20 protein-coding genes are annotated in these 22086 nt (G+C 73.7%); 11 read left to right on the top strand and 9 right to left on the bottom strand.

What is annotated here, in order from left to right; translation table 11 throughout:
* Positions 1 to 102 precede the first annotated feature (102 nt).
* Positions 103 to 1125 (bottom strand): ABC transporter substrate-binding protein, encoded by a 1023-nt coding sequence (locus tag ACFHWE_RS10635; protein ID WP_416600685.1) that lies wholly within the window; start codon positions 1123 to 1125, stop codon positions 103 to 105.
* Positions 1126 to 1304: 179 nt separating this feature from the next.
* Between ACFHWE_RS10635 and ACFHWE_RS10630 the strand changes: the two genes are divergently transcribed.
* From ACFHWE_RS10630 to ACFHWE_RS10620, 3 genes are read left to right on the top strand one after another with little or no spacing between them, the layout of a single operon-like run.
* A complete protein-coding gene (locus ACFHWE_RS10630; protein ID WP_416600683.1) occupies positions 1305 to 2381 on the top strand; it encodes a FecCD family ABC transporter permease in 1077 nt (358 codons plus the stop codon).
* Positions 2378 to 3487 (top strand): FecCD family ABC transporter permease, encoded by a 1110-nt coding sequence (locus ACFHWE_RS10625; protein ID WP_416600681.1) that lies wholly within the window; start codon positions 2378 to 2380, stop codon positions 3485 to 3487. The genes ACFHWE_RS10630 and ACFHWE_RS10625 overlap by 4 nt, the downstream gene beginning before the upstream one ends.
* A complete protein-coding gene (locus ACFHWE_RS10620; RefSeq protein ID WP_416600679.1) occupies positions 3484 to 4341 on the top strand; it encodes an ABC transporter ATP-binding protein in 858 nt (285 codons plus the stop codon). The genes ACFHWE_RS10625 and ACFHWE_RS10620 overlap by 4 nt, the downstream gene beginning before the upstream one ends.
* A gap of 1 nt (position 4342) precedes the next feature.
* On the opposite strand, the gene ACFHWE_RS10615 is transcribed toward ACFHWE_RS10620, so the two are convergent.
* Positions 4343 to 5620 carry a cation:proton antiporter gene (locus ACFHWE_RS10615; protein WP_416600677.1) on the bottom strand — a complete coding sequence of 426 codons (1278 nt, stop codon included), beginning with the start codon at positions 5618 to 5620 and terminating at the stop codon, positions 4343 to 4345.
* Between the two features lie 178 nt (positions 5621 to 5798).
* Here ACFHWE_RS10615 and ACFHWE_RS10610 point away from each other — a divergent pair, with 178 nt between their 5' ends.
* Both ACFHWE_RS10610 and ACFHWE_RS10605 read left to right on the top strand, forming a co-directional pair.
* Positions 5799 to 6182: a PPOX class F420-dependent oxidoreductase gene (locus ACFHWE_RS10610; protein ID WP_416600675.1), complete on the top strand. Its 384-nt coding sequence runs from the start codon at positions 5799 to 5801 to the stop codon at positions 6180 to 6182.
* Positions 6183 to 6500: 318 nt separating this feature from the next.
* Complete coding sequence (locus ACFHWE_RS10605; protein ID WP_416600673.1) at positions 6501 to 8558, top strand: PhoX family protein; 2058 nt, start codon at positions 6501 to 6503, stop codon at positions 8556 to 8558.
* Between the two features lie 67 nt (positions 8559 to 8625).
* On the opposite strand, the gene ACFHWE_RS10600 is transcribed toward ACFHWE_RS10605, so the two are convergent.
* From ACFHWE_RS10600 to ACFHWE_RS10580, 5 genes are all read right to left on the bottom strand, one after another.
* The gene (locus ACFHWE_RS10600) at positions 8626 to 9507 is read right to left on the bottom strand and encodes a hypothetical protein (RefSeq protein WP_416600671.1); all 882 of its coding nucleotides are present in this window, start codon (positions 9505 to 9507) and stop codon (positions 8626 to 8628) included.
* Positions 9508 to 9583: 76 nt separating this feature from the next.
* Entirely contained in the window at positions 9584 to 12043 is a 2460-nt protein-coding gene (locus ACFHWE_RS10595; RefSeq protein WP_416600669.1) for a PEP/pyruvate-binding domain-containing protein, read from the bottom strand.
* Positions 12044 to 12440: 397 nt separating this feature from the next.
* Positions 12441 to 12650 (bottom strand): hypothetical protein, encoded by a 210-nt coding sequence (locus ACFHWE_RS10590; protein ID WP_028649501.1) that lies wholly within the window; start codon positions 12648 to 12650, stop codon positions 12441 to 12443.
* Positions 12651 to 12782: 132 nt separating this feature from the next.
* Positions 12783 to 13289: a pyridoxamine 5'-phosphate oxidase family protein gene (locus tag ACFHWE_RS10585; RefSeq protein WP_416600668.1), complete on the bottom strand. Its 507-nt coding sequence runs from the start codon at positions 13287 to 13289 to the stop codon at positions 12783 to 12785.
* 73 nt (positions 13290 to 13362) lie between these two features.
* A complete protein-coding gene (locus ACFHWE_RS10580) occupies positions 13363 to 13977 on the bottom strand; it encodes a helix-turn-helix domain-containing protein (protein ID WP_416600667.1) in 615 nt (204 codons plus the stop codon).
* Between the two features lie 134 nt (positions 13978 to 14111).
* Here ACFHWE_RS10580 and ACFHWE_RS10575 point away from each other — a divergent pair, with 134 nt between their 5' ends.
* Positions 14112 to 15014, top strand: coding sequence for a class I SAM-dependent methyltransferase (locus tag ACFHWE_RS10575; protein WP_416600665.1), 903 nt, complete (start codon positions 14112 to 14114; stop codon positions 15012 to 15014).
* An 80-nt stretch (positions 15015 to 15094) separates the two neighbouring features.
* Here ACFHWE_RS10575 and ACFHWE_RS10570 read toward each other — a convergent pair whose 3' ends face one another.
* Positions 15095 to 15802 carry a nuclear transport factor 2 family protein gene (locus ACFHWE_RS10570; RefSeq protein WP_416600663.1) on the bottom strand — a complete coding sequence of 236 codons (708 nt, stop codon included), beginning with the start codon at positions 15800 to 15802 and terminating at the stop codon, positions 15095 to 15097.
* A 219-nt stretch (positions 15803 to 16021) separates the two neighbouring features.
* Here ACFHWE_RS10570 and ACFHWE_RS10565 point away from each other — a divergent pair, with 219 nt between their 5' ends.
* The 5 genes from ACFHWE_RS10565 (at position 16022) to ACFHWE_RS10545 (ending at position 19588) form a co-directional block, all read left to right on the top strand.
* Positions 16022 to 16423 (top strand): TOBE domain-containing protein, encoded by a 402-nt coding sequence (locus tag ACFHWE_RS10565; RefSeq protein ID WP_416600662.1) that lies wholly within the window; start codon positions 16022 to 16024, stop codon positions 16421 to 16423.
* Positions 16416 to 17213 (top strand): molybdate ABC transporter substrate-binding protein, encoded by a 798-nt coding sequence (gene modA / locus ACFHWE_RS10560; RefSeq protein ID WP_416600660.1) that lies wholly within the window; start codon positions 16416 to 16418, stop codon positions 17211 to 17213. Before ACFHWE_RS10565 ends, modA begins: the two co-directional genes overlap by 8 nt.
* Positions 17210 to 18028 (top strand): ABC transporter permease, encoded by an 819-nt coding sequence (locus ACFHWE_RS10555; protein WP_416600658.1) that lies wholly within the window; start codon positions 17210 to 17212, stop codon positions 18026 to 18028. Before modA ends, ACFHWE_RS10555 begins: the two co-directional genes overlap by 4 nt.
* The gene (locus ACFHWE_RS10550; protein ID WP_416600656.1) at positions 18025 to 19101 is read left to right on the top strand and encodes an ABC transporter ATP-binding protein; all 1077 of its coding nucleotides are present in this window, start codon (positions 18025 to 18027) and stop codon (positions 19099 to 19101) included. The genes ACFHWE_RS10555 and ACFHWE_RS10550 overlap by 4 nt, the downstream gene beginning before the upstream one ends.
* A gap of 175 nt (positions 19102 to 19276) precedes the next feature.
* Entirely contained in the window at positions 19277 to 19588 is a 312-nt protein-coding gene (locus tag ACFHWE_RS10545; RefSeq protein ID WP_416600654.1) for a DUF3040 domain-containing protein, read from the top strand.
* 61 nt (positions 19589 to 19649) lie between these two features.
* Here the strand turns inward: ACFHWE_RS10545 and ACFHWE_RS10540 are convergent, their stop codons facing one another.
* Positions 19650 to 22085, bottom strand: a complete 2436-nt coding sequence (locus ACFHWE_RS10540) for a penicillin-binding transpeptidase domain-containing protein (RefSeq protein ID WP_416600653.1) — start codon at positions 22083 to 22085, stop codon at positions 19650 to 19652.
* Position 22086 lies beyond the last annotated feature (1 nt).

The following is a 22086-nucleotide window of genomic DNA, read 5'->3' as shown; positions in this document are numbered from 1 at the left end:
TGGGCGCGGCTGTCCCGGGACGGCCGCTTGTATCGGTCTCCCCGACGTCGGCACAGCGCGGGGCCCGTCCTGGACGGACGGGCCCCGCGCGGGGCGCTCGGATCAGCGCTGCGGGTCGACCCCGAAGGTCTCGGCGATGTCGTCGAGCACCGCGTGGGCCGCGATCAGGCCGACACCGGAGATCCAGTAGGCGTCGTCCACCTCGGTCTTCTCGCCCTCCAGCTCGCTCCACAGCGGGCTGCCCGAGTACTCCTCCCGCTGCTCGGCGACGCCGTCCTCGCCGCCGTCGTCGTAGGCGGCCACGAAGATGCGGTCGGCGTCCAGGTCGAGCAGGCGCTCCTGGCTGTGGTAGGTGACGATCTCCTCCGCGTCGGTGGAGGTGCCCTCGCCGGAGGGCAGGCCCAGGTCGTCCAGGATCACACCGATGTAGGAGTTGCGCGTGTACAGGCGCACCCCCTCGGCGTCGCCGGCGAAGCGCACGATGGAGACCGTGGGGGCCTCGCCGCCCTCGGCCTCGGTGATCGCCGCGCCGATCGCGGCGGCGCGCTCCTCGAAGCCGGTGATCAGGGCCTCGGCCTCCTCCTCGGCGTCCAGGGCCGTACCGGTCAGGAGCAGGTTCTCCTTCCAGGTGGCGCCGGTGGTCTCCGACATGACGGTCGGGGCGACCTCCGACAACTGGTCGTAGCCGTCGCCGTGGCGCACCTCGGCCGACAGGATCAGATCCGGCTCGGTCTGGGCGATCAGCTCGGGGCTGGTGTCCCACAGCAGGCCGACGGGGACCGCCTCGTCGTGGGTGCCCGTGTTCAGTTCGCTGTCCACCAGGTAACCCGGGAGGGCCTCCACGTCCTCGGCGAAGGTCGTGAAGCCGACGACGTCGCCGCCCAGGGCCAGGGTGGCGTCCACGAAGGTGGCGTCCAGCGGCAGGACCCGCTCGGGGGCGGCCGGGATCTCGGTGTCGCCCATGGCGTGCGTGACGGTCCGGGGGAACCCCTCCGCCGTGTCGGTGCCGTAGGAGTCGCTGTCGTTGACGGGACCGGTGGAACCGCACGCGGTGAGCAGGCCGAGGGCCGCGGCGGCGGCCGCGGCGGAGAGACCCGCCCGGCGCAGGGGAGCGGAGGGTGTCATGGAGAAACTCGCAATCGGGGATCTGGGGCATTCGTCCGTGCGACCGCGCGGTACGACGGGGGCGTCGGCGCGGGACGATGTGCTGTTCCCGGAGGAACGTGGCAAACTTAGACCAACACCATATGGCTAGGCAAACCTAACTAAGGTTGGCCTGGCCCTCGTCATGAGGGGAGCAGCGGGTGAGCGACACCCCCCGGACCGGGACCGTCCGCGCCGCCACCGGCGCCGACACACCCCCGCCCACAGGGGCGATCGGCGCCCGCAGGAGCCGCAGGATCGCCGGACTGGGCCTCCTGGCCGCACTGCTCGCGCTCACCGCCGTGGGCAGCGTCCTGATCGGCGCGCGCACGCTCGACCCCGGCACCGTCTGGCTGGCCCTGTCCCAGCAGGCCGGTGACGAAGCCAACATCATCGTGGGCGAGATCCGGCTGCCGCGCACCGCCCTCGGCCTCCTCGCCGGGGTCAGCCTCGGCCTGGCCGGAGCCCTCATGCAGGGCCACACGCGCAACCCGCTGGGCGACCCGAGCATCCTCGGCGTCACCTTCGGCGCGGCCTTCACGGTCGTCCTGGGGATCCACTTCCTCGGCATCACCGACCTGACCTCCCAGGCCTGGCTCGCACTGGTCGGCGGCGGCGCCGCGGCCGTCGTCGTCTACCTCATCGGATCGGTGCCCGGCCGGGGCCCCACACCCATCACACTGGCCCTGGCCGGGACCGCGGTGAGCTGGCTGATGTACTCCCTGGTCTCGGGCATCGTCCTGCTGGACCAGGACACCATGGAGAACTTCCGGTTCTGGCGGGTGGGCTCGCTGACCGGACGCGCCCCCTCGATCATCGGCCAGATGCTCCCCTTCGTGGCCGCGGGCGTCGCCCTGGCCCTAGCCAACGCCCGCGCCCTCAACGCCCTGGCCCTGGGCGAGGACACCGCCCGCGCCCTGGGCTTCCGGGTCGGATGGGCCAGGGCCACCGGCCTGGCCGCCATCACCCTGCTCACCGGCGTGACCGTGGCCGCCTGCGGCCCCATCGCCTTCGTCGGCCTGATTGTTCCGCACCTGGCCCGGGGCATGGTCGGCCCCGACCACCGCTGGCTGCTGCCCTACTCGGCCCTGCTCGGCGCCGTCCTGCTCATGAGCGCCGACGTGGTCGGCCGCTTCCTGGCCCCGCCCGGAGAACTCCAGGTCGGCGTGGTGCTCGCCCTGCTGGGGGCCCCCTTCTTCATCTACGTCGTCCGACGCAGGAGACTGCTCTCCCTATGAGTTCCGCCCCCACCGCCACCGAACCCCGGACCGGCGCCCACACCCCCGCCCGCCTCCCCGTGCGCGCCCTGCGGCTCGGCCCGGCCGCGCTCCCACTGCGCCCCCGGCTGATCACCGCCGCCCTCCTGACCCTCCTGGCGGGGCTGGTCCTGGTGGGCCTCAACCTCGCCATGGGCGACATGGAGGTCTCCGTGGCCCAGGTGTGGGCCACCGTCGTGGGAACCGACGACGAGCACCACTTCACCATCTGGCGGGTGCGCATGCCCCGTATCGTGACGGGCCTGCTGGCCGGGGCCGCCCTGGCCGCCGCCGGCGCCGTCACCCAGACCCTCATGCGCAACCCCCTGGCCAGCCCCGACCTGCTCGGCGTCACCCACGGCGCCAGCGCCGGCGTGGTCGCCGTGATGGCCTTCGCCGGCAGCTACGGCATCGTCACCGGCCCCGCCGCCGACCTCGGCGTCCCCGCCGTGGCCCTGATCGGCGGGCTACTGGCCGGGGCGCTGTGCTACGGCCTGGCCTGGCGCTCGGGCGTGGACGGATACCGGCTGCTCCTGGTGGGGGTGGGGCTGTCCGCCGTACTGATGAACGTCACCCTGTGGATGCTCACCCTCGGCGAGGTCACCGACACCGGCCGCGCGATGGTGTGGATCGCGGGCAGCCTCACCATGCGCACCTGGCCGGACACCGTCCCCGTCGCCCTGGCCCTGGCCCTGTGCCTGCCCGCCGTCCTGGTCATGGCACGCACACTGGACGCCCTGGCCTACGGCGACGACGTGGCCCGCGGCCTGGGCGTGCGCGTGGAGCGCAGCCGCACCGTCCTGCTCGCGCTCGCCGTGCTGCTCGCCGCCTTCGGGACCTCGGCCGCAGGCCCTATCCTGTTCGTCTCCCTGGCCGCACCCCAGATCGCCCTGCGCCTGGCCCGCGCCCCCCGCCCGCCGGTCCTGCTGTCCGCACTGGTCGGGGCCGTCCTGACCTGCGGTGCCGACCTGCTGGCGCGGAACCTGTTCCCCACCATCCAGCTCCCCGTGGGCGTGGTCACCGGCAGCCTGGGCGCCCTCTACCTCATCCACCTGCTCGTCCGCGGAAACCGAAAGGCCCAGGCGTGACCACCTCACCCGGCAGCACCGCACACGTCGACATTCCGGCCTCCCACACGGCGGGGGCCGCCGCCAGGCTCTCCGCCCGCGGCCTCACCCTGGCCTACGACGAACGCACGATCGTCGACCGTCTGGACGCCGACATCGTCGAGGGCACCATCACCTGTGTGATCGGCCCCAACGGGTGCGGAAAGTCCACCATGCTCCGGGCCCTGGGCCGGCTCATGCGGCCCCGGGCCGGCGTCGTCGAACTCGACGGGCGCGACATCCACCGGACCCCCACCCGCCAGGTCGCCCAGGTACTGGGCATCCTGCCACAGCAGCCCACCGCGCCCGACGGGCTGACCGTCGCCGACCTGGTCGCCCGGGGGCGCCACCCGGCCCAGCGCTGGTACCGGCAGTGGTCCGGCGACGATCAGGGCGCGGTCACCGACGCACTGGCCCAGACCGGGCTGCTGGAGCTGGCGGACACACCGCTGGACGAGCTGTCGGGGGGCCAGCGCCAGCGGGCGTGGATCTCCATGGTGCTGGCGCAGGGCACCGACCTGCTCCTGCTGGACGAGCCGACGACGTTCCTGGACCTGGTGCACCAGGTGGACGTCCTGGACCTGGTCCGCGAACTGCACCGGCAGGGCGGCCGCACCATCGTCATGGTGCTGCACGACCTCAACATGGCCGCGCGCTACGCGGACACGATCATCGCCATGCGCGACGGAGCGGTGGTGGCCTGCGGCCCTCCCGCCGAGGTGCTCACCCCCGAGCTGCTGGCGGAGGCGTTCGGGCTGGAGGCCGTGGTGGTGGAGGACCCCGTGGCGGGCGGGCCGATGGTCGTCCCCGTCGGCCGCGGCGGCCGGAGCCTGTGACTCACGCGCCGTCCTGCCCCCTGGGCCCGTGCCACCGATAGTGGTGCACCGTGACGTCCCGGTGCTCGGGCGAGGCCGGGTCGTAGCGGGCCGCGCGGCCCGCGAACCCACGTGACCAGGGCGCGGCGGTGACGCCGTGCGCATACACGCTGATCAGCACCGTCACACCGCCGACCAGCATGATCCGGTCGGCGGCGGCGACGCCGCTCTCCTCCACCACGAGCAGCGCGAACACGATCGAGGCCAGCCCGCGCGGCCCGAACCAGCCCAGGAAGCACACCGTCTCCAGGCGCAGCCGCGCGCCGACGGTGGCCACCGCCACGGCGGCGGGCCGCACCACGGCCAGGGCCAGCACGGCGTAGAGCACCGACCACCCGTCGGCCCGCCCGAGCACCGGACCGATGACCACCGCACCGAACACGGTGAAGGTCAGCATGGTGAGCAGCTCGCCCTCGCGTTCGGCGAACCGGTGCACCAGGTCGCGGTGCCCCCGGGCCGACGCACCGAAGACCAGACCCGCGACGAACACGGACAGGAACCCGCTGCCCGAAGCCGCGTCGGCGCCCAGGTAGGACAGGACGGTGACACCGATGGGGAACAGGGGGCGATGGGTGGCGCTGATCCATCCTCTGGCGTCGGCCCGGGTGAGCGCCCACCCGCCGAGCCCGCCCAGAGCGGCCCCCACGGCCACGCCGATCCCGATCTGCTGTGCCGTGAACCCGGCCCACGACAACGCCGAACCGGACGTCCCCTCCTCGGCGGCGGCCAGGGCGGCGAGGACCATCACCGCGGGCAGTGCGATGCCGTCGTTGAGGCCGCTCTCCACGTTGAGGCTCTGGCGGACCCGGACGGGCAGGCGCCGGTCGGAGATCATCGCCGCCCCCAGCGCCGCGTCGGTCGGGGCCAGGACGGCCGCCAGCAGCGCCGCCTCCACCAAGCCGAACCCCGGCAGGAGGCCGTACCCGACCACCGTTCCGAGGACGATCCCCACCGGCATGCCCACCGCGAGCAGCCGCAGCGGCAGGTGGTACTCGCGGCGCAGCGCCCTCAGGTCGATGCGGGCCGCGTCGGTGAACAGCACCAGTGCCAGCGCCGCCTCGGCCAGCGCGCGTACGGCCGCCCCCGTCATTTCGGCCCACGCCTGTCCGTGGCTGGCGGCCGCGATGGCCAGGCCTCCGGCGGTGAACACCATCGGGGCGGTCAGGGACGTGCCCCGCGTGAGCCCCGAGACGAGCGCGTAGCCCACCAGGAGCCCGGCGAACACGATCAGTTCGGCCACCCGTCACCCTTTCCTCGCACGGCACCGGCGCCGATCGTGCCAGTGCGGCCCGCCGGGCGCGAGTCTCCACGCCGGTATCCCGTGCGGCCGTCGAACGGTGTGCCGCCGCCCCGTGTCGCGCCGGTCCCGGCGCGCGGCGCGGTGGTGTACTCGGACCAGTCGATTCCCCAGGAGCGAGATGATCACCGAACGCCAACAGGACGTCCTGCGCAAGCCCTCCTTCGGGCACGTGGCCACGCTCGGCCCCGGCGGCGAGCCGCACAGCAGCCCGGTGTGGGTGGACTGGGACGGCGAGTTCCTCAAATTCAGTCAGACCACCACGCGGCAGAAGCTGCGCAACCTCCGGCGCGACGGGCGCGTCGCGGTCTCGGCCGTGGACCCCGACGACCCCTACATGTACGTGGAGGTGCGCGGTGTGGTGGACCGGGTGGAGGATGACCCGGACAAGGCCTTCATCGACGCGATGTCGCGCAAGTACCTCGGTAAGGACTATCCCTGGCACAGCCCGGACGAGACCCGCGTGGTCGTCTACGTGCGGCCCGAGCGCGTGAGCGGCCGGTAGGGGCGGGGCCCTCCCGGGCGGGCCGCAGGTGCGCGGCATCCTAGCCAGGGGCGGTACTCTCTGTTGTCGTATTGTCGCCCGCAGTGCCGGTCCGGGGTGTCCGCCGCTTGGTGGGAGACCGGTGCCGATGCCGATGCCGATGCCGGTGCCCGGGAGTTGTGAGGGCGTTCACTCCGGTTTCACTCGTGCGTGTGAAACCTCGGCCAGGGTCGAGACCGACCGGCGGTTACCCACCGGTCATATCCGCTCCGACCCCGCGCCCGGCTGGACCCCCGCCACGGCGGGACGCGGGGCAGCCACCATCCTTGAGGAGAACGCGTGTCCGAATCCGCGCCCCGCCGTCGACTGCTGCCGCTGACCGACCTGGTCGGCGGCGGCCGCTCGCGTGCGACGTGTGTCCTGCGCTGCGGTGACGCCTGCTTCCACCCCGCCCCCAACACCAGCGGCAACGCCTACTTCGGCGACATCTTCCAGAAGGTCGTCGACCGCCGCGCGGCGCTGCGCGCCGGCGCCGTCACCGCCGGAGCGAGCGCCTTCGGGTTCGCCGCCCTGGCCCCCGCCCACGCGGACCGGGACCGTGGCGGACACGGACACGGCCGCGATCCGCGCCTGGAGTTCCGCAGCGTGTCGCCCAACAACGACGACAAGGTCACCGTCCCCCACGGCTACGACCAGCACGTCGTCGTCCGCTGGGGCGACCCGGTCCTGCCCGGCGCCCCCGAGTTCGACGTCCGCAACCAGACCGCCCAGGCCCAGGCGCAGCAGTTCGGCTACAACTGCGACTACGTCGGTTTCCTGGAGATGGGCGACGACAAGGCCCTGCTGTGGGTCAACCACGAGTACACCAACGAGAACATCATGTTCCCCGGGTACACCGACCCGGCCACCGCCGACACCGAGTACATCCGCATCGCCATGGCGGCGCACGGCGGCTCGCTGGTCGAACTGGAACGTGACAGCCGGGGCCGGGGCCGCGGCCGGGGCGGCAGGAACAGCGGCAAGTGGAAGCTGGCCGAGGGCCGCCGCCGCTTCAACCGCCGCATCACCACCTCCACCCCCATGAGGCTCAGCGGCCCGGCCGCCGGCCACGAGCTGCTGCGCACCGAGGCCGACCCCTCCGGCACCGAGGTGCTGGGCATGCTCAACAACTGCGCGGGCGGCATGACGCCGTGGGGCACCTTCCTCACCGCCGAGGAGAACTTCCACCAGTACTTCGGCTCCGCCCCCGGTACCCCCGAGACCGACCGGTACGGCCTGTCCACCTCGCCGTCCTACCGCCGTTGGGAGCGGGTCGAGGAGCGCTTCGACCTGTCCAAGCACCCCAACGAGGCCAACCGCTTCGGCTACATCGTCGAGATCGACCCGCTCGACCCCGACTCCACGCCCGTCAAGCACACCATGCTGGGCCGCTTCAAGCACGAGGGCGCCACCACCCGGCTGACCGACGACCGCCGCGTCGCCGTCTACATGGGTGACGACGAGCGCTTCGACTACATGTACAAGTTCGTCAGTGCCGAGCGCTACATCCGCGGGCGGCGCCGCCACAACACGGGTCTGCTCGACTCGGGCACGCTGTACGTGGCCAAACTGACCGGCAACAGCCCCGCCGAGGAGATCGACGGTACCGGGGCCCTGCCCTCCGACGGTGCCTTCGACGGCTCCGGCGAGTGGATCGCGCTGTGCACCGACACCGAGAGCTTCGTCGACGGGTTCAGCGTCGCCGAGGTCCTCGTCCACACCCGCCTGGCCGCCGACGCCGTCGGCGCCACCAAGATGGACCGGCCCGAGGACTTCGAGGCCAGCCCGGTCACCGGCAAGGTCTACTGCGCCCTGACCAACAACTCCGCCCGAGAGCCCGGCCAGGCCGACGAGCCCAACCCGCGAGGCCCCAACCGCTACGGCCACATCCTGGAGATCGTCGAGAGCGGCGGCGACGCCGCCGCGACCTCCTTCGACTGGAACGTGCCGATCGTGTGCGGCGACCCCGAGGACGACGACACCTACTTCGCGGGCTACGACAAGTCCAAGGTGATGCCGATCTCGGCCCCCGACAACCTCACCTTCGACGCCGACGGCAACCTGTGGATCTCCACCGACGGCCAGCCCGGCAGCATGGGCTACGCCGACGCGCTGCACGCGGTGCCGGTGGAGGGCCGCTACCGGGGCGAGCTCAAGACGTTCGCGACGGTCCCCGTACGGGCCGAGGCGTGCGGACCGTTCATCACCCCCGACAACAAGACCGTGTTCCTGGGGCCGCAGCACCCCGGTGACAACGGCACGTTCGACGCACCCACCAGCACCTGGCCCGACGGCGACTTCCCCCGCCCGTCGGTGGTGTGCATCTGGCAGCGCAACGGCCAGGACATCGGCAAGTAGGGGCTCCCCGGCCGGCTCGGGGTCCGGTCCGCACGGAGCGGACCGGACCCCGGACCGGGCGGCCCGGTCAGGTGAACAGGTCCTCGGCCCTGGTCGCCCTCGCGGCGCGGCGGACCCAGCGCCTCAGTTCGTCGGGGTCGGCCGAGGAGGTGATCCGGTCGCGGACCTCGGGGGAGAGCTCGACGCCCCGCTCGTCCAGAATCCCCAGGATGGCGTCGGACATGCCCTCGGCCTTGCCCTTGGCCTGCCCCTCGCGGAAGGGGCGCCCGATCAACTCGGTCCTGAACTCGTAGTCGCGCAGTTTCATGATCTCCTCCAGAGATCCCAGGGCTGCGGCCGACAGCGCCGCGAGCACGTAGTCAGAGTACAACGAGGACGCCGACGTATCGAGGCTCCTCAGCGCCGTGAAGAGGGCCTCCAGGGCCGCCCGGTCCTCGGTCGGGTTGGAGGCCATGGCCAGGACCGTCAGCACGGGTCGTTCCTTGGCGACCCGGTGGTCGGTCACCGGTTCGAGGGTGTCCAGGGCCAGCACCGTCGGCCGGATCTCTCCGCAGCCCAGATCGATCGGCTTGCTGTAGCGCAGACCCAGGGGAGTGTCGGGCGTCAGCACCAGCAGGGCGACCGGGCACCGGAGCCGGTGCCTGATGTTGGCGACGTAGGCGGGCCAACTGTAGGGCTTGCGGCTGTCCCAGCCTCGCTGGGGCTCGGTGACGATTGCCAGCACCGGCACCGGGTCGTCGCCTTCGCGCGGCAGGGGCGGACGTTCGCACACCACGACGTTGTCCGAGGTCAGGTGTGCGATCGCCGTGCTCGTGGCCTCGGCGGCGCCACAGCGCACACGGGTGTGCTCGGGGAGCGGCACGCCGGTGACCTCCTGGAGGAGCTCGGCGGCGAAGGCCGGATCGTTCCGGATCAGGTCGACCGGAAACTCGTGTTCGAATGAGGGCATGGCGGCAACATAGCCACCCTGCGGGTATCAGTGCAGGTGAACGGCGTAATGTGTGGATTCGTCTCCCAACGCGTCCCTACCCCCGCGCGTCCTCTCCCGGCTCCACGACCACCGTGCCGGCGGTGCCGTCCACCGTGATCAACTGGCCGGTCGCGATCTCGCGGGTGGCGTCGCGCACGCAGATCACCGCGGGGATCCCGTACTCGCGGGCCACGGTCGGCCCGTGCGCGACCGGCGACCCGGTCTCGGTCACCACGCCCGCCGCCGTCATGAACAGCGGTGTCCACCCCGGGTCGGTGGTGGGGGCGACCAGGATCTCGCCGGGCTCGATACGCGCCCCGGCGGGGTCGCGCACCACCCGCGCTCGGCCGGTGGCCCGGCCCGCGGCGCCCGCCGTCCCCACCAGTGTGCCCTCCTCCGCCGGGGGACGCGGCAGCACGGCCTCCACGTCGGTGCCGTCGGACAGCAGCAGCGGGGGCACGCGCCCGCGGCGCGACTCCCGCCCGTAATCGGCGCGCCGCTCAGCGACCAGGGCCCGGTGGTCGGCCGCTTCGTGGACGGCGGTGCCGACCTCCGCCAACCGCAGGAACACGATGTCGCCAGGCTCCTCCAGCAGGCCCTGCCGGTGCAGGTCCCGGCCGATGAGCAGCAGTTGGCGGCGTTGCTCGGCGAAGGGGATGAGCCAGGCGAACTTGGCCAGTTCCCGGCAGCCGGTGAGCTCACGCGAGCGGCGCATGGCCAGGGCGGCGATCCGGCCGCGCACCGGGCGCAGGGCGCGGCCGCGCAGCGACAACTCGCTCATCTTCCGGCGGGCCCGCACCGCGGCCCGTTCGAACCGGCGGTCGGGGGCCTGGCCGGGGTCGACCACCCGCAGGTAGTTGGCGATCGTCGCGAACAGCGGGGAGGGGTCCTCGGCCCAGCGCGGCAGGCCGATGTCGACCTCGGCGGCGGCCCGGTGGCCGTACTGGTCCAGGAACGCGGAGAGCCCGATCTCGGGGAGGGCCCCGCGGCGGTACAGCGAGGCGAGCTCGGCCGGGTCGGTGTCCAGGAACAGGCGGCCGTGCTCCCTGGCGCCGCGGGAGACCCGCCACAGCGCCAGGTCCATCTCAGTGGTGACGTTGTGCGGCATCCCGCCCAGCACGGTCTCCAGTTCCTCCTCGTCCGCCAGGCCGTGCAGCAGGGTGGCGGGGAGCATCTGGAGGATGAGCGCGCCGTAGGTCGCCCAGGCCACCCGCCACAGTTGGGGGCCGATGACGGCGGTACAGGACTCCTCGGTGACGAAGGCCAGCCGCTCGGCGGTGGTGGCCTCCGGGGCCGGTCCGCCCTGCTCCCGGAGCTCCTCGATCGCACGTGCGGCCCTCTCCCGTGCCCTCTCCGGCCGGGCCAGGGCCGCGCCGATGCCCGCCAGGGCGCGCGGGAGCGTCCGCGCGGTGAGCCTGAGGGCGGTGGACGCGGGGACGGGCAGCCCCAGACCCGGGCGCGGCGCGAACCTCGGGTCGTCCAACAGGTATTCGACGCCGCGCCTGACCTGGGGACCGTAGAGCTCCATGGCGGCAGGGAGCCGACCGCGGACCCACGCGCTGCGCATGAAGCCGGTCAGGTCCATGTACAGGCGTCCGCCGATGGGCGCCATGACGAAGGCCCCCGTGCGGGCGTCGTCCTCCACGCCCGCGCGGGCGAACGCCTGTTCCATCAGCCGTGTCAAGGCGTCCATCCCCATCGGGGTGAACGGGCGGAGCATGCCCTGCATGTGTCCGCCCTCCATGTACACGCGGGTCCCGCCACCGGTGGCGGGCGGCAGGGGGAAGAGCGTGGTGACGGGCCGCGACTGCAGCAGCCACAGCACCCCGTCGGTGTCGTAGGCCCACTCCACGTCCTGCGGTGAGCCGAGGCGGGCGGCCAGCCGTCGGCCCGCCGCGCGCAGCTCCTCCAGGCGCGCGGCGGTCAGGCACCCGCCCCAGGAGGCGGCGGGGGCGCCGTCGTCCAGCACGTAGTGGTCGGCGGTGGTACTGCCGTCGACGACGGCGGTCCCCGGACCGGGGGCGGCGTCGACGACCGTGGCCGAGCGCCGTCCGGTGAGTGGGTCGGCGGTGAACATCACCCCGGCCACCGCGGAGCCGACCATGCGCTGGACGACCACCGCCATGCGGGTGTCCGCGCGGTCGGTGCCCGCCCAGGCGCGGTAGGCGTCCGCGCGTTCGGTGTCGAGCGAGGCCCAGCACCGGCGCACCGCCGCGAACAGCTCCTCGGTCCCCTCCACGTCCAGGACCGTGTCCTGCTGGCCGGCGAAACTGGCGCCGGGCAGGTCCTCGGCGGTGGCGCTGGAGCGCACCGCTACCGGTCCGCCGCCCAGGCGCCCGTAGGCGGCGGCGAGTTCGGCCTCGGGGAGCCGACCGGAGGTGTACGCCTCGGTGGTCAGGCAGAACCCGGGCGGCACGCGTTCGCCCGCCGCGAGCATCTCGCCGAGCCCGGCGGCCTTGCCGCCGACCGTGTCGGCCATGTCCGCGCGGATCTCCTCCAGGTCCTTCACGTGCATCGGGTGGCCTCCCAGCGGCCGTGGCGGTCGGTTCCCGGCGCGGCGGGGGTGCCGCCCTACCGCGATAGATGCCCGCGGGCGTGCGGCGTACGCCTCCCGGTGCGCGCCGGGAGGGACTCGCAGCTCAAGCCGGGTGCGATTCATGGGATCATCGCATGGCCTGTGCCAGGACGGGCGGCTCGACGCCCAGCGACGAGGAAGCAAGGAAGGGCCGCCATGGACTTCCCCCCGCAGCCTCGACCACCTCGTGTACGCCGTTCCCGGCCTGGCCGCGGGCACGGCCGCGTGCCCAGGTCCGCCGACAGGCCACGGGCGCGGTTCCCGGCGCATCCGTGGACGCGGTTGGGGGATCAGCGCTCCGGCCGCCCCGGGCTGTCCGAGGCGGCCGGAGGCGGGGTCACTCCGAGGGCTGGGGGACCGGCGGGCACTCGACGGTCGGGTTGACCCCGAAGTAGTTGAGAGGTCCGACGAAGATGGTCACCACGGTGCTGCCCAGGGACGAACAATTGGTCTCCTCCGCGCTGAAGTACCCGCGCTGGAAGGCGGCGAAGATGCCGATGACCAGCCACAGCACGACGAGGACTGAGAGGACGATACTGGTGCGCACTTGGTGCCTCCTGGGGGAAGTGGGCCGACCCTTTCGACGGCCCACGGGGGTGGGAATCGCCGGGTATCTACCCAACCCGGTGGGTTCCTCACCAGGACGGTAGCGCAAATAGCGTGGTCGCGGACACAGCCCTCACGGATCGAAACGCCAGCGCGTGGGGCCGCACGGCGCCTCGTCGGAGGGGAAGGCGTAGACCGTCGTAGGCACGACGGTGTACACCGCGTACGGCGGCGGCCCGGCGGTCGGGGCGCCCTCCGCGCCGGTGAGGAGGGCGCCCTCGGCGTGCGGGGCCCACCCGTAGGCCTTCGCGTAGGCGTCGGCGACCCGTCGGACGCGCTCGTGCTCCTCCAGCCGCAGGACGGTCCCCTCGACCACCACGTCCAGTCCGGCTGCCTGGAAGGCCAGGCTCGCCTGGGGGGACGCCGACAGCAGCCGCGCCTTGGCGGTGTCCTCGCCCGAGGCGAAGCAGGGCCGGCCCGAGGACCACACCATCAGCAGCGGTCGGGTGTGCGGCGGCCGGTCCTTGCCCGTCACCGTCAGCCAGGACGTTCCGGGCTCCGCCTCCAGCAGGGGCAGAATCCGGTCCCAGGAACCGGGCTCGGCGTCGGTCAGGGGCTCGGCCCGTGGGCTCTGGTGCATGTCGTGCTCCTCGTGTGATCGTTCGTGCGTGCACGGCCACGCTAACCGCAGGCGGTGACGGAGCGCGGCACCGTCAGCGCCCGGGTCCGGCGGGGTCGCGCCGTTTGGGACGTGCCCGCACGTGGAGGCGCTCGCCCTGGGGGCCGAAGAGGCTGAGGATCTCCGCGGGCTCCTCACCGGCGGAACCGAACCAGTGGGGGAGCCGGGTGTCGAACTCGGCGACCTCGCCGGGCCCCAGGACCAGGTCGTGGTCGGCCAGTACCAGGCGCACCCGGCCGGAGAGCACGTAGAACCACTCGTAGCCCTCGTGGGTGCGCGGATCCGGTGCGCTCCGCCGCGGGGGCAGGACCATCTTGTAGGCCCTGGGCGACCCGGGGGAGCGGGTCAGCGCGATCGCGGTGCCGCCGTGTGCGTGGACCGGGGTGAGCCGCACCCGGGGGTCGCCGACCTCGGGGGCGCCGACCAGTTCGTCCAGGGGCACCTGGTGGGCCTGGGAGATGGGGAGCAGGAGCTCGAGGGTGGGGCGGCGCCGCCCGGACTCCAGGCGTGACAGGGTGCTGGTGGAGATACCGGTGGCCTCGGACAGTGCGGCCAGGGTGAGGCCGCGCTCGGTGCGGGCCCTCCGCAGCCGGGGCCCCACCCCGGACAGGGTGCTGTCGATACTCGGTTCGCTGGACACGCGGCCCATCCCACCCTCCGGGGCCGACTCTGGCAAGGGGGCTTGCCGGTCCGGCAACGGTGATTGCCTCCCGGCGCGGGCCGTGCGCACAGTGGTGCCCCACCGCCCCGGCAGGGGCGTTACCACGATCAGGGCAGGCCCGCATGAGCACACACGAGCACCACCACGACCACGGCGCACCCGAGCACCACCACCACGGCGGTGCCGACTGGGACGCCATGAGCACCCATCTGGAGCTTGAGGCGCGGCTGCACCGCCCCTACCTGGAGGCCGCCGCCGACTGGATGGGCGGGCTGCTCGGCGTCGGCGACGCACCGGTACGCCGCCTGCTCGACGTGGGCAGCGGACCCGGTGTGGCCACGTGCCTGCTGGCCCGGCGCTTCCCCTCCGCGGAAGCGGTCGCCGTGGACCAGTCCCCGGCGCTGTTGGAGCGCGTCCGCGCCCGTGCGGCCGACGAGGGCCTCGCCGGCCGGGTGGGGACTCTCAGGGCCGACCTGCCCGAGGACATGGCCGCGCTCGGCGAAGCGGACCTGGTGTGGACGAGCCACGCGGTCCACCACGTCGGGGACCAGCAGGCGGCGCTGGACGGGCTCGCCGCGGTGCTGCGCCCCGGCGGGCTGCTCGCGGTCGCCGAACGCGGGCTGTCCCTGCGCTGCCTGCCGCGCGACATCGGCATCGGCCGGCCCGGGCTCCAGGCACGGCTGGAAGCCCTGCATGAGGACCTCTTCGCGGACATGCGTGCCGACCTGCCCGGATCGGTGCCCGTGGTGGAGGACTGGCCCGCGATGCTCGCCCGCACCGGAGCGGCCCCGTCCGGGTCGCGGACCTTCCTCACCGAGTACCAGGCCCCGCTGGGGTCCGAAGCGCGCACCTACCTGCACATCCGCCTCAGCCGGTTCGCCGAGGCGCTCGACGACCGCCTCGACGAGGGGGATCGTGCGACGCTCAAGCGCCTGGCCGCCCCCGACGACCCCGCCGGGATCCTGCGGCGCACGGACGCCTTCCTGATCTCGGCGACCACCGTGCACACGGCCCGCCGAGCCTAGGGCCCTTCTTCGAACGCGGTGCCACGCCCCAGGGTGCGGCGGGGCGCCCATGGGGCCGGCGGAGGTTCGAAGAACGCGGGTCAGTTGCCGGCCTTCCAGTCGATGAGGGCCACGGCCTCGTCGCCCACGACCCATCCGTCGTGGCCGGGCGGCACAGACGCCACCTGGCCCGCCTCGAACGTGATCTCGGTGCCGTCGCCCATCCGGCAGCACAGCGTGCCGGACTCGATGAACGCACAGTGGCCCTTCATGCACAGATCGGTGCCCGCACCCTCCTTCATGTGCTCGGACCAGCGCCAGCCCGGTTCGAGGGCCATGCGGATGACGTTCATCCCGCCGACGCTGACGGTGTCGACACGGGCCAGCTCCATCTCCTGGCTGTCGGCCGGGGCCGAGAAGTCACCGGCCTCGGGGCGGGCCGGGTGCCCCTCGTCCCAGGCCTGCACGGTCGACTGGTGGACGATGCGCCCGTCCCGCAGGTCCAGCATCGTCATGCTCATGACCTTGTTGCCGTCCGGGTAGGAGCAGCGCTCGGTGTAGGCGGCGTGGTCCCCCTGAACGACGCACTGGAGCACCTCGTGCGTCATGTCCCTGGAGAACAGCTCCCGCATGGTCTGCCCGATGGCCTCGCGGCCGCGCAGCACGGTTGGGGCGCTGGGCGGGGTGCGCTGGTCGATCATCTCCATCTCGGCGTCGTCGGAGAACTGCGCCACCAGCGTGTCGGCGTCGCCGGACGCCACGGCGCGCTTGAGCGTGTCTGCGTCGAAGAAGCTCTGACGGGCGGACATGGCAGGCCTCCCTCGTCGGGTTCGGGCCGCCTTCTGAACGGGTGGCCCCACTACCCAGCGTGCGCCTGTGGCGGGTACCGGTTCGCCCAAGAACGGGTCATGACGGGGCCACCCGCCGCTGAAGAGATCGCAGTAGCGATGCCTGACCGTCAGTGCCATTGGCTGAAGCGAGGCATACGTGCTTCTGGATATCGCACATTCCAGTGGTACGGTTCCGCCATGCCGACCTATCAGATCAGCGAGGCGGCGGCGATCCTCGGCGTCAGCGCCGACACGGTCCGCCGCATGGCCGACTCCGGCCGCCTCGCCGCCGCCCGCGACGCGTCGGGCCACCGCACGCTCGACGGCGTCGAACTCGCCCGGCACCTGCGCGCCGCCCCCGAGGACGACCCCGCACGCACGGCCTCCTCCGCGCGCAACCGCTTCCGAGGCCTGGTCACCAGCGTCGAACGCGACGGCGTGATGGCGTGCGTGGAGATCCAGGCCGGACCCCACCGGGTGGTCTCCCTCATGAGCCGCGAGGCCGCCGACGAACTCGGTCTGCGGGTGGGGGCCCTGGCCACGGCGGTCGTCAAGTCCACCAGCGTCGTCGTCGAGACCGCCGGAGACCGCCATGCCTGAGCCCCGCCCCCGCAGCCCGCGCCGCACGGCGCTCCTCACCGCCGCCCTCCTGGCCCTGACCGCCTGCTCCGCCGGCCAGGACGCAAGGGCGGAGGGGACCCTCACCGTCCTGGCCGCCGCCTCCCTCACCGACGTCTTCACCGCCCTCGCCGAGGAGTTCGAGACCCGCAACCCCGGAGCGGAGGTCGAACTGGCCTTCGCGGGCAGCAGCGCCCTGGCCGCCCAGATCAACTCCGGCGCCCCCGCCGACGTGTTCGCCTCCGCCGACACCGGCACCATGGCCCTGGTCGTCGACGGCGCCGGACTGGACCCCGCGTGGGCGGCCGACCACGGTGCAGCGGGTGCGGTCTTCGCCACCAACACCCTGCGCATCGCCGTACCCCCCGGCAACCCCGCCGGGGTGGCGGACCTGGCCTCTTTGGCCGACGAGTCGGTGGCCACGGCCCTGTGCGCGCCCGAGGTCCCCTGCGGTGCCGCCACCACCGCCGCCACCGGCGCGGCCGGCGTCGGGATCACCCCGGTCACCCTGGAGGAGGACGTCCGCGCCGTCCTGACCAAGGTCGAACTGGGCGAGGTCGACGCCGGACTCGTCTACGCCACCGACGTCGCCGCGGCCGGGGGCGCGGTCGAGGGCATCGACTTCCCCGAGTCCGCCGCGGCGGTCAACGACTACCCCGTCGCGGTGCTCGCCGGCACCGACACCCCGGACCTGGCCGCCGACTGGGTCGACCTGGTGCTCTCCGAGGACGGTTCCGGCGTGCTCGCCGACGCCGGGTTCGGCACGCCGTGACCGGCGCGGCCGCTCCCCCCGCCCGCCGCGGGCTGAGCGCCCGCCGCGGCCGCCCGCCCTGGATCCTTCTGGTCCCCGCCCTGGCCGGTATCGCCTTCCTGGTTCTGCCCCTGGCCGGTCTGCTGCTGCGCGCCCCCTGGACCACGATGGGCGCGCGACTGACCGAACCGGAGGTGCTGTCCGCCCTGTGGCTGTCGCTGTCCACGGCGACCGCCGCCACGGCCGTCTCCCTGCTCCTGGGCGTGCCGCTGGCCTGGCTGCTGGCCCGGACCGAGTTCCCCGGCCGCCGCCTGCTGCGAGCCCTGGTCACCGTCCCCCTGGTCATCCCGCCCGTGGTCGGCGGTGTGGCCCTGCTCCTGTCCCTGGGCCGCAACGGCCTGCTCGGCCGCCACCTCGACGCCTGGTTCGGGCTGACTCTGCCCTTTACCACGGCCGCCGTCGTCATCGCGCAGGTGTTCGTGGCGATGCCGTTCCTGGTGGTGAGCGTGGAGGGCGCACTGCGTGGCGCCGACCGCCGCTACGAGGAGGCCGCCGCCACTCTGGGGGCCGACCGCACCACCGTCTTCGCCCGGATCACCCTGCCCGCGGTCCTGCCGGGCATCGGCGCGGGCGCGGCCCTGTGCTGGGCCCGCGCCCTGGGCGAGTTCGGGGCCACCATCACCTTCGCGGGGAACTTCCCCGGAACCACCCAGACCATGCCCCTGGCCGTCTACATGGCCATGCAGCGCGACCCGGAGGCCGCCGTGGTCCTCAGCCTCATCCTGCTCCTCGTCTCCCTGGCCGTCCTGGCCGGACTGCGCGGGAGGTGGGCTTGAACACTCGGCAGTCGGCCGGCGGGCCGGTGCTCGACGCCCGGCTGCGGCTCACCCGCGGAGACCTCTCCCTCGACGTCGGCCTGGAGGTCGCCCCGGGTGAGGTCCTGGCACTGCTCGGCCCCAACGGGGCGGGCAAGTCCTCGGCCCTGCGCGCCCTGGCCGGACTGCTCCCGCTCGGGGGCGGGCACGTGCGCATCGACGGCCGCGACCGGACCACCACCCCGGTCGAGCACCGCCCCGTCGGCATGGTCTTCCAGGACTACCTGCTCTTCCGCCACATGAGCGCCCTGGACAACGTCGCGTTCGGGCCGCGCTGCCAGGGGGTGCCCAAGGCGGCGGCGCGGCGCCGCGCCGCCGAACTCCTGGAGGCCATGGAACTGGAGGCCTGCGCGCGCCTGCGCCCGGACCGGCTCTCGGGCGGGCAGGCCCAGCGGGTGGCGCTCGCCCGGGCTCTGGCGGTGCGCCCCCGGTTGCTGCTGCTGGACGAGCCGATGGCCGCCCTGGACGCCGGAACCCGTGTCGACGTCCGTGTGCGGCTCGGCCGCCTCTTGGAGGGCTTCGCGGGTGCGGGGGTCCTGGTCACCCACGACCCGCTGGACGCCATGGTCCTGGCCGACCGGCTCGCGGTGGTCGAGTCGGGCCGGGTGGTGCAGCAGGGAACCCCCGCGGAGGTGGCACGGCGTCCGCGGACCGCCTATGTCGCGCGCCTGGTGGGCCTGAACCTGTTCCGGGGCAGCGCCGAGGGCACCACGGTGACCGTGGGCGGGCCGAAGGGTGCGGAACCGGTCCTGGTGCGTGCGCACGAGCCGTGCACGGGCGAGGTGCTCGTCGCGTTCCCGCCCAGGGCCGTCGCGCTGTACTCCGAGCGCCCGCACGGCAGTCCGCGCAACATGTGGCGGCTCACGGTGGAGGGGATCGAGCGGTTCGGCGACCAGGTGCGGGTGAGGCTGTCGGGACCGGCTCCGCTCGCGGCCGACATCAGCCCCGCAGCCCTGGCGGACCTGGGTCTGTCCCGGGGCACCGAGGTCTGGGCCGGGGTGAAGGCCGCCGAGGTCGAGTGTTATCCGGTCTGAGCGGCGCACGGCCCTGAGGAGCGGGATCTCTCCGGAGAGGATCCGGGCTGGGAGGGGCGTGCCGGGAATCCGGCCGAGGAAAAACGGCGGAATCCGGATATCTCACCCCGACGCGGGGGACACTGTACAACACCCGGTGATGACAGTCCTTCCCCCGGCGGCTGAGGAGGGTGCCATGTCCCTGAGAGAGCATGAGCGGAGAATCCTCGCGGAGATCGAGCGACAGCTCAGCGCGGAGGACCCGGATCTCGCCGGCCGCCTGGAGGCCTTCGGTACCGGCGACCCCGACGCCCCGGCCGAGGCCGGGCTCAGCGGCTGGAAACCGTGGGTGGCGTGCGCGCTCATCGCGCTCGCCACCACCGGGCTGCTGGTCCTGCTCTTCGTGCTCACGCCGAGTCCGCCGCCGGACCCGCAGACGGGTGCGACGCAGACCAACGAGTCCGTGGACCCGGCACCGGAGAGCGGCCAGCCGGCGACCGGCCCCTGAACCGCCGTGCGCACGCGAGGCCGGCCCGGCCCGGCGCGGGGCCCGCCCCGCGTGCGCACGGTCAGAGCGCGTTCGTGAACGCCGCCGCCAGCGGACCGGCCACCGAGCCGCCGCCACCGCCGCCCTCGACGACGATGGCGAAGGCGATGTCGCCCTTGTAGCCGACCATCCACGCGTGCGTGGGCAGTTCGTCGTCCTCGCCCTCGGGCGTGCCGAACTCGGCGCTGCCGGTCTTGCCGTACACCTCGCCCTGGAACCCGGCCTCCTGCGCGGTCCCCCCGGTGACCACCGCGCGCATCATCGGCCGCAGGGCCGCGGCGTTGGGGAGCGCGGTCGGCTCCGGCAGGCCCTCCGGCGCGGGTTCGGTGACCAGGACAGGGTGGCGCCAGGACCCGTCGGCGATCGCCGCGGGCACCGTCGCCATGTGCAGGGGCGAGGTGAGCACGTGGCCCTGGCCGATGCTCTGCGCGCCCAGCATGACGGAGCCCTCGGGGGAGGGGAAACTGGGTTCGAAGGCGGGAACGCCGATGTCGAGCGGCGCGTTCATCCCGAACTGCTCGGCGGTGGCCGTGAGCGACTGCGGTGACAGCCGCTGGGTCACCTCGGCCACCAGGGCGGTGTTGCAGGAGGTCGCGAACGCCTCGGTCACCGTCTGGGTGCCGTACTCGCCCCCGCCCGCGTTGACGAAGGGCCAGCCGCCCGGGTCGTACTCCTTGGGGCACTCGACGGTGGAGTCCGCGGCCAGCCCCTGGTCCAGCAGCGAGACGTAGCTGATGATCTTGAGCGAGGAGCCCGGCGGGTACTGGCCCTCGAAGGCCCGGTTGAACCCGCCCGGAACGTTCGCCGCGGCGAGGATCTCACCGGTGGAGGCGCGGACCGCGACCATGCCGACGGGGTCGTCGGAGCCGATGACGGCGTCGGCCGCCGCGTTCTGCACCGCCATGTCGAAGCTGGTCACGACGTCCTGGCCGTCGGCCCCGTCCAGGGTCGCCACCGTGTTCTCCTCGGTGGCCTCCAGGGAGGCGGGGTCCTCGGCCTGCTCGGCGCCGACCATCAGGATGGTGGTGGCGGCCTCCCCGGCGAGGCGCTCCTCGTAGGTGCGCTGGAGCCCGGAGACGCCGATGGTGTCGCCCACGCCGTAGGCCGGGCCGAGCCGTTCGACGTCCTCCTCGGTGGCCTCGCCGAGGGACCCGGCGATCATCGCCAGGGTGCCGGAGACGTCCGGGCCCTCCATGGGGGTGCCGTCCGCGGCGAGGATGCTGCCCCGCTCGCCCCAGACCGCGGTGCGCGCCAGGACCTGGCCCTCGCCGAGGCCGGGGTAGGCGACGCCGGGGGAGAAGTCCACCAGCCACGCGCCGTCCTGGCGCACCAGGGGGAGTTCGCCCTCCCAGCCCCAGTCGCCGGAGCCCTGCATGGACACGGTGACCTCATAGGGCGCACTGCCCGCCGAGCCGTCGACGGTGGCCGCGCCGATCTCGACCCGGACCTCCTCCAGGCCCAGGCCCGCGTCGATCCCTCCGAGGACCGCGGCGGGGTCGCCTCCGGTGGTCACGGCGGCCAGGCCCGCGTAGTCGCGCTCCTCCCACGCCGCCGCGTAGGCGTCGAGGGCCTCCTCGGGCTGGGGCCGTGTCAGCACGAACCAGGACACGCCACCGCCGACCAGGGCGAGAGCGGCGATTCCGGCGATGACGCCGATCAGCAGTCCGCGGCGCGACCTGCGTCTCCCGGGCGGGGCCTGGCCGGGGGCGAGGGGTTCCCCGGGTTCCCGTGGCCCGGGGGGGCCGCCGCCGTAGAGGAAGTCGAAGTCGTCCGCGGGGCGCTCGGGGGCCGCCGCGGGCGGCTGCGGACCGGTGGCCGGGGGCGGGGCGTCCGGCCCGGGGCCCGCGACGCCGCCCTGGTAGGCGGGCACGCCCTGGCCGCCTCCGTCCGCGGGAACCGCCGACCAGGTGCGGGTGGTCTCGCCCTCGTCGGAGCCGCCGGGGTGCCAGCCCGGCGCGGGGGTGTCGCTGAGGCCGGGGTGGTAGGGGACGGGGGTGCCGTCGGCGGGGCTGGTCTGCCATCCGTGGGCGGCGGCCCCGTCATGGGGGATGCCCGGACCGGGGCTCCCCCCGAACGCGGCCGCGTCCTCGTCGGGGACACCGGGATGCCAGCCGTGTGGGGGGGTGCCGACGGCGGGCCCGGGTGCGTCTGGCCGGGCCGACGGCTCCTCACCCGGATGCCATCCGGGGGTTCCGCCTTCCGGTATGCCGGAGCCCCATCCGTGGGCGGCGGTTCCGGCGTCGTCCCGACCGCCGTGGACCGGGTGAGGCGGGGAAGGAGGCGCGGCGGGCGGGGGAGTGTCGGCGCGCGGGTACTCGAAGCCGGTGGGACCCTCGGCCGGCGCCGGCCGCTGCGGAATGCGGTAGGGGTTCCCGGGGCGCCCAGGCGGGGCCGGTGTGTCGTCGGTGTCTTCGGGCGGCCTGGAGGAGTCCGGCTGCCGGGGGGACCGTTCGTCCACG

Source organism: Nocardiopsis sp. LOL_012 (genome assembly GCF_048060475.1).
Classification (GTDB): domain Bacteria; phylum Actinomycetota; class Actinomycetes; order Streptosporangiales; family Streptosporangiaceae; genus Nocardiopsis.
Note: the sequence above shows the minus strand (reverse complement) of the source record. Positions and strands in the feature narration are given on the sequence as shown.

Bases quoted from the DNA above. Each gene is read 5' to 3' on its own strand.
- ACFHWE_RS10580 (WP_416600667.1), bottom strand. From the start codon at position 13,977: ATGGGCCGCGTGTCCAGCGAACCGAGTATCGACAGCACCCTGTCCGGG.
- ACFHWE_RS10595 (WP_416600669.1), bottom strand. From the start codon at position 12,043: ATGCACGTGAAGGACCTGGAGGAGATCCGCGCGGACATGGCCGACACG.
- ACFHWE_RS10575 (WP_416600665.1), top strand. From the start codon at position 14,112: ATGAGCACACACGAGCACCACCACGACCACGGCGCACCCGAGCACCAC.
- ACFHWE_RS10565 (WP_416600662.1), top strand. From the start codon at position 16,022: ATGCCGACCTATCAGATCAGCGAGGCGGCGGCGATCCTCGGCGTCAGC.
- ACFHWE_RS10585 (WP_416600668.1), bottom strand. From the start codon at position 13,289: ATGCACCAGAGCCCACGGGCCGAGCCCCTGACCGACGCCGAGCCCGGT.
- modA (WP_416600660.1), top strand. From the start codon at position 16,416: ATGCCTGAGCCCCGCCCCCGCAGCCCGCGCCGCACGGCGCTCCTCACC.
- ACFHWE_RS10545 (WP_416600654.1), top strand. From the start codon at position 19,277: ATGTCCCTGAGAGAGCATGAGCGGAGAATCCTCGCGGAGATCGAGCGA.
- ACFHWE_RS10625 (WP_416600681.1), top strand. From the start codon at position 2,378: ATGAGTTCCGCCCCCACCGCCACCGAACCCCGGACCGGCGCCCACACC.
- ACFHWE_RS10610 (WP_416600675.1), top strand. From the start codon at position 5,799: ATGATCACCGAACGCCAACAGGACGTCCTGCGCAAGCCCTCCTTCGGG.
- ACFHWE_RS10570 (WP_416600663.1), bottom strand. From the start codon at position 15,802: ATGTCCGCCCGTCAGAGCTTCTTCGACGCAGACACGCTCAAGCGCGCC.
- ACFHWE_RS10600 (WP_416600671.1), bottom strand. From the start codon at position 9,507: ATGCCCTCATTCGAACACGAGTTTCCGGTCGACCTGATCCGGAACGAT.
- ACFHWE_RS10635 (WP_416600685.1), bottom strand. From the start codon at position 1,125: ATGACACCCTCCGCTCCCCTGCGCCGGGCGGGTCTCTCCGCCGCGGCC.